This is a genomic window from Pseudomonas gebzensis (genome assembly GCF_034427815.1).
Lineage (GTDB): Bacteria > Pseudomonadota > Gammaproteobacteria > Pseudomonadales > Pseudomonadaceae > Aquipseudomonas.
The window spans coordinates 19,377-35,647 of record NZ_JAXQNS010000011.1 but is presented as its reverse complement, the minus strand read 5'-3'; the positions used below and the strand labels follow the sequence as shown (position 1 = coordinate 35,647).

The following is a 16,271-nucleotide window of genomic DNA, read 5'->3' as shown; positions in this document are numbered from 1 at the left end:
TCTACCAGCTTCCTCGACCCTATAGTGCGAGCTCAACCATGCCCCCTGACCTGTGGAATTACGCCCTGGCGTTGTATGGCCGGCGCGGCGTCGAAGCGGCCTGCCTGAGGCTGCAGGACACCGGTGCCGACGTGTGCCTGCTGCTGTGCGCCTGTTGGTTGCAGGCGCGCCAGGTGCACCCCACGCAAGACCGCGCGACGGCGCTGCGAAGCGTATCCGAACCCTGGCAGCAGGAGGTGATCGCGCCCCTGCGTGAACTGCGTCAGCGCTGGAAAGCACAGGCGCAGCATGACCCGCAATGGGCGGGGCTGCGTGGGCGTATCAAGGGGCTTGAACTGGAGGCTGAGCAGGTGCTGCTGGAGCGCCTGGCGCAGTGTGCCGGCCCGTGGCCTACACAGCAGGCGCCACGCGAGGATTGGCTGACGTGGCTGTCACCGACGCCTTCGGACAACGCCGCGCTGAACAGTCTGCGCGACGCTGCCCGTTCGCTTCAGGAGCCGGAAGGCTGAGTAGCGTCTGCCGAGGGGGCTGGGGTGCTGTCAGCCGTGCTGGCAGTTGCAGCAGCGGGCTTGCGCACCGCCGGCTTACGCGGGGCGGCTTTGGCTGGCGCTCTGGCAGTGCTGGTTGATGCCGCAGCTGGCTTGGCGGATTCAGCAGTGGCCGCAGGCTTGGCCGCTACAGCCGCTGAACGCGCGGCAGGCTTGGCAGGGGCCTTGCGCGGCGCGGGCTTGGCGTCGTCTGCAGGCGCAGGCGGCTTGCTCGCGGCAGGCTTGCGACCGGCCGGTTTCGCAGCAGCAGGTTTGCCAGGTGCAGCTTTACCGGGTGCAGCCTTGCCCGAAGCAGGTGTACCTGGCGCAGGCTTGCCAGCGGCAGGCTTGGAAGCAGTGGAGCCCGCCTTGGCATCGGCGGCGCGCTGGTCGAGGGCCTTGCTCGCCGCTTCGCGCACTTTGCCAACGCCTTGTGCCAACTTCAGGCTCTCTTGGGCATCGCGCTTGAGGTGTTGGATGTAGGTACGGGTTTCAGACTGTCGCTCTTTCAACGAGTCGAGCAACGCTTCGAGTTCACCCGCAGCTTTCTGCGCCTTGCCTTGCGCCTTGGCTTTACCGGCCTTGGCCGATTCCTGCAACTTGAGGCGCGCGTCGTGAAGTTTGTCCTGGGCTTTGACCCGCTGTTTTTCCAGCTTGGTCAGCAGCTTTTCAGCATCGGCCAGCGCTTGCGTGCAGGCCTCTTCCAGATATTCCAACAAGCTGCCCGAAAGTTGCTGGAGCAGGTGCAGCGGTGTACTGACAGGTTTCTTCTTTGCCGACATGATTCACACCCTGGCTGAGGAAAGTGCGACTCATACTATGCTTCTGCCGCGTAGCCCGCTAGAGCCTGTGCACGCCGATACAAGTGCGTGTGCCCAGGGTATTGAATGATCAACTTTTGCATAAACACAGGGTGCGTGTTGAGGATGATTCAACGCTGGCATACTTGCCGTTCGATTCAAGGAGCTCGCCGTGTCTCGCCCATTGATGTTCGCCCTGTGCCTGTGCCTGCCGTTGTCGGCCCTCGCGGCCGATCCTTCGCCTTCCGAGCAACACGACCTTGCCTACAGCCTGGGCGCAAGCCTGGGCGAGCGTCTGCGCCAGGAAGTGCCGGATCTGCAAATCGAGGCGCTGCTTGAAGGGCTTGGCCAGGCCTATCGCGGCCAGCCACTCAAGTTGGAGCCACGGCGTATGCAGGCACTGCTCGAACAACACGAAGCACACGCCAGTGCCTTGGCCGAGCAGGCGCACACGGCTGAGGCACAGGCGGCCGAACAACGGTTCATGGCCGCCGAACGCGACCGCACCGGGGTGCACGAGCTGGCGGGCGGGCTGCTCTATGGCGAGCTGACTGGCGGTACAGGCGCACAGCCGCAGGCCGGTGGCAGGGTGCAGGTGCGGTATGTGGGGAAACTGCCTGATGGCAGCGTGTTCGATCAGAGCACCACCGCGCAGTGGTTCAACCTCAGCTCGGTGATCGAAGGCTGGCGGGTGGCGCTGCCGAAGATGAGGGCCGGCTCGACATGGCGCCTGGTGATCCCTTCGGCCATGGCCTACGGCGCCGAGGGCGCCGGAGACCTGATTGCGCCCTATACACCGTTGGTGTTCGAGATCACGCTGGTGGCAGTGGCCGATTAGGCTTACGCCTTCACTGCACCTTCTTCCTTGTGCGCGTTGTGCAGCACTTCGATCAGGCAGTCTTCCAGTTCAAAACGCTCGCGCAGCAAACTGCCCAGTTCACCCAGCTTCTTGGCAAAACGCTCGGCGTCCTTGCATTGGGCCTGCTCGCAGTGGTCATTGAACGCCAGCGCGATCTGGGTGATTTCATCGATTCGCGGGTTGATCTCGTCGGCCAGACGCAACGCCCGATCATCACCAAAGGCCTTGGCTTCGCTGATCAGTTGTTCACAAATACCAAAGTGCCAGCCGGACACATAATCGACGAGGATTTCGCAGAAGCCGGTGTTGTGCTGCTTGTCGGCGAACGCCGGTTTGGCGTCGCGCAGCGCTCGGAAGGATTTGACCAGTTCATGGCGCTCTTTTAGCCAACGGTCAATCAGCTGGTGAACCCCGCCCCAGCGTTCCTGAGCATTCTGACAACTATCTAGCATGGCGGTCTCATCCTTCTGGATTGACGCCCCTGCACCTGGCGCCGCCACCGTGCGACACGCGGGTGACATCAGCAAAAGGGCATCTAACAGGTGTATTTTTCAGTAAGCGTTGTGGGAGATTATTCCCGCACGTCCTGGCCATCAAGGTACGCAGGGCACTAACTTCATACAAGTGTTTAATCCACCCGTCCGACACCACTGGTCGAACCAACCGACCACGGCGGCTAGGCATATTCATTGACCCAGTCGCGAAACCGGTTTGTCAGCAGGTAGGACAGCGGTAGGCAGGCCAGTGCCAGGAATGCCAACAGACTCCATTCCGGCAGGGTGAGGTCGAGGAAGCTCCAGCGGATCGGTGAGCAGTCAGGCAGCCCTAGCAATAGTCGATGCGCCAGTTGACCCACTGGCAACTCGGTCAGCGCCGCGACGGGCGCCGGGCAGGCGGTCATTGACCAGGCCCCGCCCTGCAGCCACACCTGCCGGGCCGCCAGCCAGCTCCCCAACGCAGCGCACATGAACAGCATCCAGGCGTAACGCCGATCGCCACGCTCACTGGGCGTGTGGGCCAACGCGCACATGCTCAGTAACAGGTACAGACCGAGCACGCCACGCTGGCTGTAGCACAGCCCGCAGCCCTCGATGCCACTTACCGGAAGCAGGCTGAGAGAGCCGCCCAGCAAGGCCAACGACGCTAATGCGGCAGGAAGGAACAGGGTGCGCAACCGAGACAGCGACATGGATGAGGACATTCCCGGATGTGAAAAAGTGGCTTGAGACGGTAAGGAAAGATGTCCTCTGTTTCAAGGCGCTACACAACCGACAAATCGCTGAATGATCAAGAAAGGAGGTATTGCGAGGTAAGAAGCTTCCTAGGACCGCCAGGTACTGTTGTCTGGTGGCGACGGAAAAGTGCGCGACCCCCGGCTCCTCGGAATCAGGAGGAGCCGGGGGGTGACTCAGGCACGCACCGTTTCAGGCAACGGCAGCGCCAGCAGGCGTTCGTCCAGCAGGTTCAAGCCTTCCTGGAACAATTGATTGCTCCGTTCGGTTTCACCCAGTGCTGCAAGCAGCCGCGCCAGCTCAGCGCAGGCTTCGGGATTGCGCTCAAGGCGCAAGCTGCTCTCGAAGTAGTCCCGCGCCTTACCCCACAGGCGATTCTGCAGGCTCAGGCGACCCAGCGTCAGCAGCAGGCTGGGGTCACGAGGATGGTCCTTGAGCCAGCCCTCGGCGGTCTGCAACTGGCGCGCCGGATCGTCCCCGCGAACCAGCCCGTACAGCCGCGCAAGGTGGCTCTCGTACTGGCGCTTGATCGCGGCACGCAGCACCTGTTCGGACTCACCTTGCGCATTGGCCTGGCGCATCTGCTCGACGTAGGCCAGAACCAGTTGCGGCTCCTGGCGCTGGGCGGCAGTCAACTGCTGCCAGGCGCGTTCCAGTGACTGACGTGCCGTTGTGGCGTCTTCGCCGCGGGTGGCAGCCAGGCCGAGGTTCTGCCCCCAGGCACGCTGTTCCAGCTGTGCCAGCTCATTGGCCGGCAAAGCCTTGTGCTTGCGCAGATCAGGCAGCAGGCGAATCAACGCCGACCAGTCACCCCGCTCGAGGTACAACCGCTGCAACAAACGCAGCACCTGGGCATTGTTCGGGTGGCGCTCCTGCATGGCCTGCAGGGTGTTCAGTGCGCCATCGCTGTCGCCTCGGTCCATCTGCAGCTGAGCGTGGGCCAACGCGATGGCCAGCTCAGCCTGGGGCTGACGCTCCAGCGCACGCTCGAGCATGTGGTCACTTTCTTCGGTGCGGCCCAGCTCGTTGGCCGCCCGGGCGGCGCCGAGGTAGAACAGCAAAGGCTGGCGCTCGGCCTCGGCGGCGCTGCGCAAGTGCTTGTGGGCACTGGCCCAGCGGCCTTCTGCGAGGTCGAGCTGGCCTTGTTCGATGGCGATACGGGTACGCCGGCTGCGATTGCGCCGCGACCACGGGTTGACCACCCCGGTAGACCTCAGCAGCAAACCGATCAGGTAACGCAGCAGCCACAGCGCCAAGACCAGCACCAGCAACGCGCCCAGCGCTGCCCACAGGCCAGACTGATAGCGAAAGCCGCCGTAGGCGATCATCACATAGCCGCTGTGCTTGGCAATGGCAATGCCCAGCGCCGCCGCAATGACGATCGCAATGACCGCCAGCAGGTACGCGCGCTTCATGGCTTGGCCCCTTCGCTGGCCGCTGGCAGGTTACGGCGCTGGATGTAGGCCTGCACCGCCGCCAGGCTTTCGCTGAGGTCAGGCACCTTCACCGCAACGGGCTGTTCGGCCAGCTGGTTGAGGCTGTCGAGCATGGCCTTGCTTTGCGGGTTATCGGGGTTGAAGTTGGCCAGCAGCACGCTGCGGGCGTCATCCAGCGCTTTTTCATAGACCTTGGCCTCGCCATTGAGCGCGGCCCACTGGGCTTGTTCGAGGGTCAGGCTCAAGGCCAGGCGCAGTTGGCTCAGGGACTGGCCCGCCAGCAACGGCTTGACGTTCTTGTCGGCCTCGAACTCGACCTGGAAGTACTTGGAGATCTGGTCCCGCCACTTCGACAGTCGGCTCGACACATCACCTTCGCCGGTGAGCGCGCCCATGGCGTCGGCATTGGCATCGAACTCGGGCGTTTGTGCACTGAGCTGTGGCACCAGGTCACGCTGGGCCGCAAGCTTGAGGAACAGACCGGTGCGGTCGGGCTGCTGCGTGCTGTCGAGCACCGCCTTGCTGCGGGCCAGTTGCTCACGGGCAGCGAACGAGCCAGGATCGCTTTGCTCGCGGAGGATTTCGTCAGCCCCTTCGACCAGCGCGCGGGCGCTGGTGATGTCCTGCAGAGCCGACAGACGCAGCGTGGCCAGGCGCAGCAGGTGCTCGGCCTCGGCCAGACGCCATTCCTTGCGGCTCTCGCCCAGCACGGTCTCGACCTTCTGGCTCAAGCGCTGCTGGTCGCCCTGCAGCTGGGCCACCAGACGACGGCGGTCTTCCAGCTCGCTGGCCGCCGGCAGGCTGGAGAGCTGCGTGGTGATCTGCTGTTCGCGCTGCTGCAGCGCATTGGCGCGCTCGGCCAGCGCTTGCAGGCTCTGCCCTTGGCCCTGCTCACTGCCTTGCAACTGGCGCACCTGCCAGACACTCCACCCGCCGAACGCCACACCTGCCGCGCCCAGCAGCAGGGCGAAGGTGGCCAGGCCATTGCCCGAGCGCTTGACGGGTTTGGCAGGCTTGGCCGGGGGGGCGTTCGGCGTTTCCGGCGCCGAGGGTTGATCGTTCTTGGACAAGACAGTTTCGCTCACGTATCCATCCTTTGCAGAGGGGCGCCGCGCACGGCTCAATGCCCTGTCAAGGCAGGTACAGCGGTTCGCTGTACAGCTGCCAGCAAGGCCGCGGCGCTAGCGCCACGGCATTCCACAACCTGTTGCGCACCCGCCTCGCGCGCCTGTTGGGCAACACGGGGGCTGGGTACGAATAACGGCATTCGTGACAGACGGGGCCAATCGGCGCCCGCCAGTCGTTGCAAATGTTCAAGACCTTGCCCACTGCTGACCACCAGGCCATTGAGGCGTTCCCCAGCGACCCGCTCAGCCACGGCAGCGCCCGGGTAGTGGGGCAGGCAACGGCGGTACAGTTCCAGATAATCGACACTAGCACCTTGCTCTGCAAGACGCTCGGCCAGCAGTTCGCGACCTCCCACTCCGCGCACGATCAACACCTGCGGCTGCACCGTGGCCAGCGCCTGATGCAACGCCGGCACGGCCAGCAGCGCTTCGCTGTCATCGCCGGCCGCGGGCCAGCTCACCTGCAGCCCACGCGCTGTCAGAATGCGCCCGGTGGCTTCGCCGACGGTGAACCAGTGAGCGGTGGGTGGCGCCAGCCCGGCGGTGTCCAAGTGTTGCAACAGCAGGCGCGCAGCCGGTTTGCTGACCACGATGAACGCGTGATAGCCGTTCAGCGCAGCCAGGCGCTCTTGCTGCGCAGCTTCAAGCGCCACCGGCTCAAGCTCGAGCAGCGGCAAGCAGCTGGTGGCAACGCCTGCCGCGTGCAGGCGCTCGGCCACGGCCAGGCTGTCCTCGCGTGATCGCGTCAGCAGCAGGCGCCAACTGCTCACGGGTGCCCGCTCTCGCCGTAGATGGCCTTGAGAATCGCCTCAGCGCCCTGCGCAAGCAGCGCCTCGGCGACCTGAATACCCAGCGCCTGGGCCTCGGCGCGAGGCGCGCGTGCTTGCGCCGTCAGCAACACCCCGCCATCGGGCTGGCCGACCAGCCCGCGCAGCCACAGCTGGTCGCCCTCAAGCACAGCATAAGACGCGATGGGCACCTGGCAGCCGCCATTGAGGTGTTTGTTCAAGGCTCGCTCAGCGACCACCCGATCAGCCGTGTCGAGGTGATTGAGGGGTGCCAGCAGGGCATGGATTTCGCTGTCGCCACTGCGGCACTCGATACCCACCGCGCCCTGGCCACCGGCCGGCAGGCTGTCATCGACGCTGATACTGGCGGTGATACGGCCCTCGAACCCCAGGCGGATCAGGCCGGCAGCGGCCAGAATGATGGCGTCGTATTCGCCGGCATCGAGCTTGGCCAGGCGCGTATTGACGTTGCCGCGCAGGAAATGGATCTGCAGATCAGGGCGCCGCGCCAGCAGCTGCGCTTGTCGGCGCAGGCTGGAGGTACCGACCACACTGCCGGCAGGCAGGGCAGCGAGGCTGTCGAAGCGGTTGGAAACGAACGCATCGCGCGCGTCTTCCCGCTCGCAGATGCAGTACAGGCCCAGGCCTTCGGGGAAGTCCATCGGTACGTCTTTCATGGAGTGGACGGCGATATCGGCCTGCTGCTCCATCAGCGCGGTTTCCAGCTCCTTGACGAACAATCCCTTACCGCCAATCTTGGCCAGCGGTGAATCGAGGAGTTTGTCGCCGCGACTGACCATCGGCACCAACGTGACTTGCAGGCCCGCATGGGCCCGCTCCAGACGTGCCTTCACATACTCGGCCTGCCATAGGGCCAAGGCACTCTTACGGGTGGCAATGCGGATTTCGCGAGTAGACATGAAGCACACCGAAGCAAAGGAAATGCTGCCGATGATAGCAAATCAGCCACGCGTGCCTGCAGACCCAGGTCATGTCACGCCATCCTTGGCGCACGGGTGTGAACGTTCAGCGGAAGGGATCAGAGCGTTTGCATCATCTTGCGTACACCGGCCACATGCCGACGGCTGACGGTCAGCGCCTCGCCATCGAGGCCGCGCAGGTACAGCTGGAAATGCCCGAGCGGGGTGCGCTGCAGGCGCTCGATACGTTCACGGGCAACCAGCGCATTCCGGTGAATACGCACGAAACGGTTGCCGAACTCATCTTCCAGCGCCTTGAGCGGTTCATCGAGCAACACTTCACCGCCTTCATGGCGCAAGGTCACGTACTTGTGATCGGCAATGAAATAGATGACCTGCGGCAGCGGGATCAGCTCGATGCCCTTGCGGGTACGCGCACTGATATGGCTGCGTGGGCCGCCGCCCGCTTCATTGGCGGGGCGGGTCAAGGCGGCCAGCTGCGCCCGGTTGGGCTTGTCTGCCTTGCGCAGTGCATCGCGCAACGCGCTCGATTCGACAGGCTTGGTGACATGGCTGAGCGCGCTGTCGGAAAACGCCTGGCTACCGTATTCATCGTCGCCTGTGCAGAACACCACCGCAGGCGGCGCTTCGCGCTCGCAGAGCCGCGCAGCCACCTGCAAGCCATCGAGCCCTGACATGCCGATATCCAGCAGCACGACATCAGGCTTGAGACTATCAATCAGCGCCAGAGCCTCTTCGCCATTGGTGGCACTTGGCTCCAGTACGGAATAACCCTCTAGTTCACCTAACAACCGACTAAGGCGATCGCGGGATTGGGGTTCATCATCAACGATCAGGACATTCATAATTACGCTGGATTCCTGAGTGAGTCTCGCACGGGTGTGACGTAGACGGGTGCCGAATAACCGGGACCACACTTCACGCTCTAGACCGATGCAATGGCCAAAGATTCAGTGCTCCGACAGTTTCTGCCGAGCCTCTGTGCAACTGTAGACGGTCCATGGAACGCTGCCGTTCAATCGGTAAATATCTCCAGGTGAACTTAACGCGCATTTAGCCGGCGATATTCTTCGAACTCGCGCCCTGCGGCAGGCCCGGCAACCCTGATATGATCGGTGCCACTTCTTCTTCACGCCTGCAATGAGTGAATCCATGAGCACCGACAAGACTAATCAGTCGTGGGGCGGCCGCTTCAGCGAGCCGGTCGACGCCTTCGTCGCCCGTTTCACCGCTTCGGTCGACTTCGACAAGCGCCTGTATCGCCACGACATCATGGGTTCGATCGCCCATGCCACCATGCTGGCCGATGTCGGCGTGCTGACCACCACCGAGCGCGACACCATCATCGATGGCCTGAAGACCATCCAGGCTGAGATCGAGGCTGGCCAGTTCGACTGGCGCGTCGAGCTCGAAGACGTGCACATGAACATCGAAGCGCGTCTGACCGACCGCATCGGCATCACCGGCAAGAAACTCCATACCGGGCGCAGCCGCAATGACCAGGTCGCCACTGACATCCGCCTGTGGCTGCGTGATGAAATCGACCTGATCCTGGCTGAAATCACCCGCCTGCAGCAGGGCCTGCTGGCCCAGGCCGAGCGCGAAGCCGACACCATCATGCCGGGCTTCACTCACCTGCAAACGGCGCAACCGGTCACCTTCGGCCATCACCTGCTGGCCTGGTTCGAGATGCTCAGCCGCGACTACGAGCGCCTGGTCGACTGCCGCAAGCGCACCAACCGCATGCCGCTGGGCAGCGCCGCGCTGGCCGGCACCACCTACCCCATCGAGCGCAACCTGACCTGCTCGCTGCTGGGCTTCGAGGCGGTATCGGGCAACTCGCTGGACGGTGTTTCGGACCGCGATTTCGCCATCGAATTCTGCGCCGCGGCCAGCCTGGCCATGATGCACCTGTCGCGCTTTTCCGAAGAGTTGGTGCTGTGGACCAGCGCGCAGTTCCAGTTCGTCGACCTGCCTGACCGCTTCTGCACCGGCAGCTCGATCATGCCGCAGAAAAAGAACCCCGACGTACCGGAGCTGGTACGGGGCAAGAGCGGCCGCGTGTTCGGCGCCCTGACCGGCCTGCTGACCCTGATGAAAGGCCAGCCGCTGGCCTACAACAAGGACAACCAGGAAGACAAGGAACCGCTGTTCGATGCCGCCGATACCCTGCGCGACTCGCTGCGGGCCTTCGCCGACATGATCCCGGCGATCAAACCTCGCCACGCCATCATGCGTGAAGCGGCGCTGCGTGGCTTCTCCACCGCCACTGATCTGGCGGACTACCTGGTACGCCGCGGCCTGCCGTTCCGCGATTGCCACGAAATCGTCGGCCATGCGGTCAAGTACGGCGTCGACAGCGGCAAGGACCTGGCCGAGATGAGCCTCGAAGAGCTGCGCCAGTTCAGCGATCAGATCGAGCAGGACGTGTTCGCCGTGCTGACCCTGGAAGGCTCGGTCAACGCCCGTGACCACATTGGCGGCACCGCACCTGCACAGGTGCGCGCGGCGGTCGCTCGCGGTCAAGCCCTGCTGGCGTCGCGCTGAAGCGGGTGGTGTTGCCGTAACAAGAAGGGGGCGCCAGAGCGCCCCCTTCTTGTTTCAATTGCCTTGCTTCTTGTTGCGCATCATCTCCAGGAAGCCAGGCATGGCTGCATCCTTGTCGGCCTGGATCTTGGCCAGGTGCGGGTGTTCGCCGAGCTTGGCGAGCAACGCAGCGGCTTTCGGGAAATCAGCCAACAGGTCCAGGTTCAGCACTTTCTTCGCTGCAGCGACCGCCAGATCGACCGAAAACGCGAACATCACGTCAGCCAGGCTGAGCTGTGCGCCGGCCAGGTACGGCGCGAACTGGCCATTGCGCTCCACGGTGGCAAAACCTGCCAGCAACTCGCTGCGGGCTTTCTCCTTGACCAGCGGCTCCACGGGCATACCGAAGAATGCTTCGGCGTAACAGGTGCGCGCAGGCAGCTCGATGTACAGCTCGATCTCTTTCATCAGCTCATGCACCTTGGCCTGGGCGAACGGCTCGCTCGGCAGCAGCGGCGTGCCGCTCTGGGTGCGCTCGATGTAGTCGAGGATCGCGCTGGTTTCGCTCAGGAAGCCCTGCTCGGTTTCCAGCGCCGGCACCTTGCCGCGCGGGCTGACCGACAGCGACCCTGAGTCTTGCCCGGGAAAGAACAGCACTTCCTCGAAGGGCACGCCCTTCTCCAGCAATGCCAGCTTGACCATGTTGTAGTAGTTGCTTACAGGGAAACCATGCAGCTTGAGCATTGGAACAGCCTCCGGGCCGTGTGGGGTTGGGCCCGACGTTTATAGCCCCTGGCGGGTACGCTGACCAGCGTCATGCCTGTTGTCGATGGCCGGACATTGCCAGGAACGTCGTGGCAAACTGTCTGCTCAACCCCCAGGAGCCCTGCCATGAGCCAGCCCCCCGACATCGACCGCGAAGACGATGAAGCCTTCGCCGAAGCCACCCTCACGCAAGCCGTGGAAAACCAGATCGAAAGCGGCGAGCCACCAGCGGCCAAGGCCACCTTCAACAAGCTGAGCCTGGTGGGTTACTCACGCGAAGACAGCTTGAGGCTGATGGCCATGGTGCTGGCATACGAGATCGACACGATGCTTGCCGAAGACCGCCCGTTCGACAACCAATGGTACGAAGGCGCGCTGCGTGCCCTGCCGGACCTGCCCCCGGAACTGGCCGCTGAGATGGATCAAGGCGACGACGAGTAACTGTGACTACACTCCACGCTCAGGCGCCAGGCAGTCACCACTGGCGCCGTCCTCCATCCCTTGAAGTCTGGAGTCGCCATGTCCTTTACCCCTGAGCTGGTCGCCGAACTCGAAGTCCTTGCCCTGTTCAATCTCGATAGCACCCAAGAAGGCATCAAGGTCCATAGCAACGCGTCCCCTGACACCATCCAGGCTGCCAAGCGCCTGCACCAGAAGCAGCTGATCAGCCAGCCCGACGGCGGCTATCTGACCAGCCTGGGCATCGATGCTGCGCAAAGCGCTCAACAGCTGCTGACCATCCTCGGCGTCGCACAGCCCGCCTGACGCGGTTTACCGCAAGGCAGGGCTGCCCCTGCCTTGCGCCGGCCACCATGAAAATGACGTCAATTTTTCATCAGACGCTGATTCCCTCTGCCCACTCGGGCTAAACTCGCCGGGCCCCTGCCGCCGAGTGCGCAATGAATCACCCCCACGAGATTCGTCCCGACCTTGACCAAGGCATCGACCGCAAGGTTCTGAACACCCTGCGCGCACGCTTTCTACAGCTCAGCCGAGGTCGCCTGACCCGAGCCCGGGAAGTCCTCTCGAGCCGCCAGCAACAGGTGCTGACCCTCCTTCCACTGCTGCTGCACATCAACCACCCGCTGATGCCGGGTTATGTTTCCAGCGCCACCCCTGCCGGCATTTGCGGATACGAGCCCGATTTCGCCACGCTGGCCGAAGCGCTGCGTCTGACCCGCTCGTTCAGCTACAAATCGTCACGCGGCGACGCCATGCGCCCCTTGAGCGGCCTGTACCTGATCGGCAGCCTCGGCACGCTGGCGCACGCCGAGCAGAGCGACATGGACCTGTGGGTCTGCCACAGCGCCGAGCTGAGCGCCGATGCCCTGAACGAGCTGCGGCGCAAATGCCAACTGCTGGAAAACTGGGCCGCCACCCTGGGCGCCGACGCTCACCTGTTCCTGATCGACTGCGCAGGCTTTGCCAAGGGCGAGCGTGACGGCCAGCTGGGCTCGGATGATTGCGGCACCACCCAGCATTATCTGCTGCTCGACGAGTTCTACCGCACCGCCATCTGGCTGGCCGGTCAGACCCCATTGTGGTGGCTGGTGCCCGTCTACGAAGAAGGCGACTACCAGGCTTATGCCCAGACCCTGCTCGACAAGCGCTTCATTCGCCACGACGAGTACCTCGATCTGGGCCACCTAGCGCACATTCCTGCCAAGGAGTTTCTCGGCGCCGGGCTGTGGCAGCTTTTCAAGGGCATTGAGTCGCCCTACAAATCGCTGCTCAAACTGCTGCTGACCGAAGCCTATGCCAGCGAGCATCCGGCGCCGCGCTGCCTGAGCCTGGTGCTCAAGGCCGAGGTCTACGCCAATCGCCTCGACCTCGATGAGCTGGACCCCTACGTGATGGTGTACCGGCGCATCGAGCAGCACCTGCTGAGCCGTGGTGAGCCCCGCCGGCTGGAGTTGGTACGGCGCAGCCTGTACCTCAAGGTCAACCAGAAGCTCAGCCAGCTGGAACGTGGCCGTGGCGGCTGGCAGCGCAGTCTGCTGCAGCGCCTGGCCAGCGAGTGGGGATGGGATGAACATACGCTGCAGTTGCTCGACAGCCGCAGCCAGTGGAAAGTCGGCCAGGTGATGCAGACGCGTCGCGAGCTGGTGGCCGAGCTGAACCACAGCTATCGCTTTCTGGCCCGTTTCGCCCGCGCCAGCACAGCCAGCAGCCGCGCCGAACAGCGCGACCTGAACGTCTTGGGCCGGCGCCTGTATGCCGCCTTCGAGCGCCGCGCCGGCAAGATCGAAGTGATCAACCCAGGCATCGCCCCAGACCTGGCCGAAGACACCCTCACCCTTGTCCACGCCCCCAATCGCCAGGAGCCCGGCAGCCACCACTGGGGGCTGTACAGCGCCAGCCTCGCCGCCCACGAATGGCCTGCCGTGACGCCGATCAAACGTAACCGCGAACTGATCGAGCTGCTCACCTGGGCGTATCGCAATGGCGTCATCGACAGCGGCACGCGCATGGCCCTGCACCCCGGCGACACCGATCTGACCGAAATCGAGCTGTTCAACCTGCTGGGGTGCCTGCAACAGCGCATCCCCCTGCCGTTGCAGCCTGTCAGCGAAGTGAGCCTGCTACAGCCCAGCGTCGCCGAGGAGATTCTGATTCTGGTCAATGTCGGCATCGACCCATTGCGCCAGCACCGTGACCTGAACATCCTCATGACCAGCGAGCGAACCGATTCGCTGAGCTACGCCGGGGTCCGGGAAAACCTGGTGCTCAGCCTCGATCAGGTCACCCTGAACAGCTGGAACGAGGTCGTGGTGCAGCGCTACGACGGCCAACACGCGTTACTGCGCTGCCTGCGTGAAGTGCTCAATGGATCGACGTCTACGCGTCACCGCGCGCGGCTGACGGTGCGCTGTTTCTGTCACAACCGCGCGCAGGCCATCAGCCAGCGCATCGAAGGGCTGTTCGAGGTCCTGCAGGGGCTGTTGGCGCAGAGCGTCCCCTCGCGCTATGTACTGCAGGTGGCCGATCAGCTCCACCTGTTCGAGCTGCAACCCGGGCAGGTACGCCTGATCAACCTGGAATCCCACCACGCCTTGCTCGAGTGCCTGGGCCAGGAGCGCAGCCGTTACAGCGCTGTGCACCTGGACGCCAACGCGCTGACCGAGCATGACCTGTCACTGCTGCTGCCCCTGGGCCTGCCGCTGTGCATTCAAGTGTTCTACCGCGTGGTCGGCGGCTGGGCCGAACTCTACGTACTCGATGAATACAACGCCCTCTGGCAAGAGCGCGTCGTGCTCCAGGACGAGCAGCATCTGCTGCTGCCGCTGCACCGTTTTCTGTGCTCGATGATGAGGCGTCGCGACGCTCGATTGCCGCTTGAAGGCACCCTCACCGGCATGCTGGAGCTGCGCTATTACCAACTGCTGGCGCAGGGCGGCCAAGGCAAGGCGCGGCAGGTCGAGCAGCAGCCCATGCCCAGCGAGCGAAGTGACCACCCGACGTACGACGTGCAGGCGATCATTCAGGTCGGCGCGGGGGCCAGCGTGCATGTGACGCTGTATTGCGACCAGCAGGAGTTTTCCGAACTCGACTACGGTGAGCAGCTGTACACCGTGGTTGCCCGGCAGATTCTCGGCCAACGGCGCAGCGCTGAAACGTATCGCTGCTACATCACCGATCTCGACCTGTCCGAGCTACTGGGCGACGCGCCAGGCTCCACACGGCTCTACCTGCGCTACAAGCACCAGTTGGAGACGGCGCTCAACAGAGGGTTGCAGCAGTTGCAGGCTCGGCTCGAACCTTGAGGCGCCGGGCAACGCCGGTCGAGCCGCAGCAGGTCCCACGGTGCACCCAGATCGCGGGGCGGGCGAATCAGAGGTCGAAGTCACCGGCCGCTTCAGGCTGGTACTCGACATCCAGCAGCTTGAGCTTGAGGGTCTTGCCGCTAGGCGCCGGCCAGTCGATCTCATCCCCTACCGACAACCCCAGCAGCGCACCACCGATGGGCGCGAGCACCGAGACGTTGTTTTCCTTGCCCGCATCCCTGGGGTAGACCAGGGTCAGGTGGTAGTCCTTGCCGCTGCCCTGCTCCTGGCAGTGCACACGGGAATTCATGGTCACCACGCCCGCCGGCACCTCCTCATGCCCCACCACCTGCTCAGCACGGTCGAGTTCGTCCTGAAGGGCGAGCACGCCGGGAACGGACTCATCGAGGCTGTCGATGAGTTGCTCAAGACGCTGTACGTCCAGTCGGGTAAGGATAAGCGAAGGCTTGGTGCTCATGATCCAGTCAGGCTCCTTTGAACAGGGAAAAGTCATCAGGCAAATAAAGCAAAACCCCGCCCAAGGGCGGGGTTTGTGGATGCGGTTGGCGTCATCAACGCGTCAACCGACACTATCACAGCAGGGCAAATACTCAAGCCCGTGGGTCAATGCTGGCGACGGGCCTCGGCTTGGCGGCAGATTTCTCGACGACGCGCGTCGTCGGCCGAGCGCCATTCGCGGATGTGCTCGACCGGGCGCTGGCAACCGCTGCAGACCTTGTGCTCATCCAGCCGGCAGACACTGATGCAGGGCGACTTCACGGCCGGGCTGACATTGCTGTAGAGCGGTTTGGGTGGACGGACAGGCGTGTTCATGTCAGATCTCGGAGAAATCCAGCTTCTCACCCCCGCGCTCCCAGACGATGCGCTCGAGCATTTCGCCCAGCAGCTCTTCGCTTTTCTCGCAGATCCACTTGCCGCTCTCGGCGTCATAGTCGAAATGAAAGCCCCCGGAGCGGTCGGCCAGCCACAGCTGACGCAGCGGTTCCTGGCGGCTGAAGATCAGCTGGCTGCCGTTCTCGAACTTGATGGTCAGCACGCCCGCAGAATTCTCCATGTCCAGGTCCATGTCGCTCTCGTCGAACAGGTCTTCGAGCGCCTGTTGCGTGGCGTCGACCAGGTCGTGGAAACGTGCTTCGCTCAAACTCATTGCGGGAACCTCGGAAATGGCAGCTGACAGGCAAGCCGGGCAAGATACGGGCGCTTTGCCATGAATGCAAAGGATAGCGACGAGACAGCGAACCGGGCCGTCAGACCGACCGGCGCTTACATAGGCAATCCGCTGGTCGCTCGGTATACTCGGGCGCAATACTGCATATTTCAAAGGATTTCGCCCATGAAGCGCCTGATTTCCTCCCTCGCGGCGCTGCTCGCCGTGGCTTGCCTGGTTTCCGCCTGCGGTCAGAAAGGCCCATTGTTCCTGCCCGATGACAGCAAGGACGGCCAAGACAAGCACTCGTCGCACAAGCACACGCAGTAAGGGATTTC

19 protein-coding genes are annotated in these 16,271 nt (G+C 63.6%); 7 read left to right on the top strand and 12 right to left on the bottom strand.

What is annotated here, in order from left to right:
- Positions 1 to 38 precede the first annotated feature (38 nt).
- Positions 39 to 509: a TIGR02444 family protein gene (locus tag SJI00_RS19050; protein WP_322463229.1), complete on the top strand. Its 471-nt coding sequence runs from the start codon at positions 39 to 41 to the stop codon at positions 507 to 509.
- Here the strand turns inward: SJI00_RS19050 and SJI00_RS19045 are convergent.
- Positions 491 to 1,309 carry an AlgP family protein gene (locus SJI00_RS19045; protein WP_322463228.1) on the bottom strand — a complete coding sequence of 273 codons (819 nt, stop codon included), beginning with the start codon at positions 1,307 to 1,309 and terminating at the stop codon, positions 491 to 493. The two genes, SJI00_RS19050 and SJI00_RS19045, sit on opposite strands and share 19 nt — an antisense overlap.
- 190 nt (positions 1,310 to 1,499) lie before the next feature.
- On the opposite strand from SJI00_RS19045, the gene SJI00_RS19040 reads away from it, so the two are divergent.
- Positions 1,500 to 2,165, top strand: a complete 666-nt coding sequence (locus tag SJI00_RS19040) for an FKBP-type peptidyl-prolyl cis-trans isomerase (protein WP_322463227.1) — start codon at positions 1,500 to 1,502, stop codon at positions 2,163 to 2,165.
- Positions 2,166 to 2,167: 2 nt separating this feature from the next.
- Here the strand turns inward: SJI00_RS19040 and rsd are convergent, their stop codons facing one another.
- From rsd to SJI00_RS19005, 7 genes are all read right to left on the bottom strand, one after another.
- Entirely contained in the window at positions 2,168 to 2,638 is a 471-nt protein-coding gene (gene rsd, locus SJI00_RS19035) for a sigma D regulator (protein ID WP_322463226.1), read from the bottom strand.
- A 224-nt stretch (positions 2,639 to 2,862) separates the two neighbouring features.
- Positions 2,863 to 3,375, bottom strand: coding sequence for a disulfide bond formation protein B (locus tag SJI00_RS19030; RefSeq protein WP_322463225.1), 513 nt, complete (start codon positions 3,373 to 3,375; stop codon positions 2,863 to 2,865).
- A gap of 219 nt (positions 3,376 to 3,594) precedes the next feature.
- On the bottom strand, positions 3,595 to 4,833 hold the full coding sequence (locus SJI00_RS19025) for a heme biosynthesis HemY N-terminal domain-containing protein (RefSeq protein WP_322463224.1): 1,239 nt from the start codon (positions 4,831 to 4,833) through the stop codon (positions 3,595 to 3,597).
- Positions 4,830 to 5,939, bottom strand: coding sequence for a uroporphyrinogen-III C-methyltransferase (locus SJI00_RS19020; RefSeq protein WP_322463223.1), 1,110 nt, complete (start codon positions 5,937 to 5,939; stop codon positions 4,830 to 4,832). Before SJI00_RS19020 ends, SJI00_RS19025 begins: the two co-directional genes overlap by 4 nt.
- A gap of 35 nt (positions 5,940 to 5,974) precedes the next feature.
- A complete protein-coding gene (locus SJI00_RS19015; RefSeq protein ID WP_322463222.1) occupies positions 5,975 to 6,751 on the bottom strand; it encodes a uroporphyrinogen-III synthase in 777 nt (258 codons plus the stop codon).
- A complete protein-coding gene (hemC, locus tag SJI00_RS19010) occupies positions 6,748 to 7,689 on the bottom strand; it encodes a hydroxymethylbilane synthase (RefSeq protein WP_322463221.1) in 942 nt (313 codons plus the stop codon). The genes SJI00_RS19015 and hemC overlap by 4 nt, the downstream gene beginning before the upstream one ends.
- A gap of 119 nt (positions 7,690 to 7,808) precedes the next feature.
- Positions 7,809 to 8,555: a LytR/AlgR family response regulator transcription factor gene (locus SJI00_RS19005; RefSeq protein ID WP_322463220.1), complete on the bottom strand. Its 747-nt coding sequence runs from the start codon at positions 8,553 to 8,555 to the stop codon at positions 7,809 to 7,811.
- 307 nt (positions 8,556 to 8,862) lie between these two features.
- Here SJI00_RS19005 and argH point away from each other — a divergent pair, with 307 nt between their 5' ends.
- Positions 8,863 to 10,257 carry an argininosuccinate lyase gene (argH, locus tag SJI00_RS19000; protein WP_322463219.1) on the top strand — a complete coding sequence of 465 codons (1,395 nt, stop codon included), beginning with the start codon at positions 8,863 to 8,865 and terminating at the stop codon, positions 10,255 to 10,257.
- 54 nt (positions 10,258 to 10,311) lie between these two features.
- On the opposite strand, the gene SJI00_RS18995 is transcribed toward argH, so the two are convergent.
- Positions 10,312 to 10,980 carry a glutathione S-transferase family protein gene (locus tag SJI00_RS18995; RefSeq protein WP_322463218.1) on the bottom strand — a complete coding sequence of 223 codons (669 nt, stop codon included), beginning with the start codon at positions 10,978 to 10,980 and terminating at the stop codon, positions 10,312 to 10,314.
- Positions 10,981 to 11,127: 147 nt separating this feature from the next.
- On the opposite strand from SJI00_RS18995, the gene SJI00_RS18990 reads away from it, so the two are divergent.
- The 3 genes from SJI00_RS18990 (at position 11,128) to SJI00_RS18980 (ending at position 14,765) form a co-directional block, all read left to right on the top strand.
- Positions 11,128 to 11,442: a hypothetical protein gene (locus tag SJI00_RS18990; RefSeq protein WP_322463217.1), complete on the top strand. Its 315-nt coding sequence runs from the start codon at positions 11,128 to 11,130 to the stop codon at positions 11,440 to 11,442.
- Between the two features lie 78 nt (positions 11,443 to 11,520).
- Positions 11,521 to 11,766, top strand: a complete 246-nt coding sequence (locus tag SJI00_RS18985; protein ID WP_322463216.1) for a TIGR02647 family protein — start codon at positions 11,521 to 11,523, stop codon at positions 11,764 to 11,766.
- A 134-nt stretch (positions 11,767 to 11,900) separates the two neighbouring features.
- The gene (locus SJI00_RS18980) at positions 11,901 to 14,765 is read left to right on the top strand and encodes a class I adenylate cyclase (RefSeq protein ID WP_322463215.1); all 2,865 of its coding nucleotides are present in this window, start codon (positions 11,901 to 11,903) and stop codon (positions 14,763 to 14,765) included.
- A gap of 67 nt (positions 14,766 to 14,832) precedes the next feature.
- On the opposite strand, the gene rnk is transcribed toward SJI00_RS18980, so the two are convergent.
- The 3 genes from rnk to cyaY all read right to left on the bottom strand — a co-directional run bounded on the left by rnk (position 14,833) and on the right by cyaY (position 15,933).
- The gene (gene rnk, locus SJI00_RS18975) at positions 14,833 to 15,243 is read right to left on the bottom strand and encodes a nucleoside diphosphate kinase regulator (RefSeq protein ID WP_322463214.1); all 411 of its coding nucleotides are present in this window, start codon (positions 15,241 to 15,243) and stop codon (positions 14,833 to 14,835) included.
- Positions 15,244 to 15,389: 146 nt separating this feature from the next.
- Complete coding sequence (locus tag SJI00_RS18970) at positions 15,390 to 15,599, bottom strand: DUF1289 domain-containing protein (protein ID WP_322463213.1); 210 nt, start codon at positions 15,597 to 15,599, stop codon at positions 15,390 to 15,392.
- A 1-nt stretch (position 15,600) separates the two neighbouring features.
- A complete protein-coding gene (gene cyaY, locus SJI00_RS18965) occupies positions 15,601 to 15,933 on the bottom strand; it encodes an iron donor protein CyaY (RefSeq protein ID WP_322463212.1) in 333 nt (110 codons plus the stop codon).
- A 186-nt stretch (positions 15,934 to 16,119) separates the two neighbouring features.
- Between cyaY and lptM the strand changes: the two genes are divergently transcribed.
- Positions 16,120 to 16,263 (top strand): LPS translocon maturation chaperone LptM, encoded by a 144-nt coding sequence (gene lptM, locus SJI00_RS18960; RefSeq protein WP_322463211.1) that lies wholly within the window; start codon positions 16,120 to 16,122, stop codon positions 16,261 to 16,263.
- The last annotated feature ends 8 nt before the right edge of the window (positions 16,264 to 16,271 follow it).

Coding starts and splice junctions, on each gene's coding strand:
- rnk (WP_322463214.1), bottom strand. CDS start 15,243: ATGAGCACCAAGCCTTCGCTTATCCTTACCCGACTGGACGTACAGCGT.
- cyaY (WP_322463212.1), bottom strand. CDS start 15,933: ATGAGTTTGAGCGAAGCACGTTTCCACGACCTGGTCGACGCCACGCAA.
- hemC (WP_322463221.1), bottom strand. CDS start 7,689: ATGTCTACTCGCGAAATCCGCATTGCCACCCGTAAGAGTGCCTTGGCC.
- SJI00_RS19030 (WP_322463225.1), bottom strand. CDS start 3,375: ATGTCGCTGTCTCGGTTGCGCACCCTGTTCCTTCCTGCCGCATTAGCG.
- lptM (WP_322463211.1), top strand. CDS start 16,120: ATGAAGCGCCTGATTTCCTCCCTCGCGGCGCTGCTCGCCGTGGCTTGC.
- SJI00_RS18990 (WP_322463217.1), top strand. CDS start 11,128: ATGAGCCAGCCCCCCGACATCGACCGCGAAGACGATGAAGCCTTCGCC.
- SJI00_RS19025 (WP_322463224.1), bottom strand. CDS start 4,833: ATGAAGCGCGCGTACCTGCTGGCGGTCATTGCGATCGTCATTGCGGCG.
- SJI00_RS18985 (WP_322463216.1), top strand. CDS start 11,521: ATGTCCTTTACCCCTGAGCTGGTCGCCGAACTCGAAGTCCTTGCCCTG.
- argH (WP_322463219.1), top strand. CDS start 8,863: ATGAGCACCGACAAGACTAATCAGTCGTGGGGCGGCCGCTTCAGCGAG.
- rsd (WP_322463226.1), bottom strand. CDS start 2,638: ATGCTAGATAGTTGTCAGAATGCTCAGGAACGCTGGGGCGGGGTTCAC.
- SJI00_RS19045 (WP_322463228.1), bottom strand. CDS start 1,309: ATGTCGGCAAAGAAGAAACCTGTCAGTACACCGCTGCACCTGCTCCAG.
- SJI00_RS18995 (WP_322463218.1), bottom strand. CDS start 10,980: ATGCTCAAGCTGCATGGTTTCCCTGTAAGCAACTACTACAACATGGTC.
- SJI00_RS19050 (WP_322463229.1), top strand. CDS start 39: ATGCCCCCTGACCTGTGGAATTACGCCCTGGCGTTGTATGGCCGGCGC.
- SJI00_RS18970 (WP_322463213.1), bottom strand. CDS start 15,599: ATGAACACGCCTGTCCGTCCACCCAAACCGCTCTACAGCAATGTCAGC.
- SJI00_RS19005 (WP_322463220.1), bottom strand. CDS start 8,555: ATGAATGTCCTGATCGTTGATGATGAACCCCAATCCCGCGATCGCCTT.
- SJI00_RS18980 (WP_322463215.1), top strand. CDS start 11,901: ATGAATCACCCCCACGAGATTCGTCCCGACCTTGACCAAGGCATCGAC.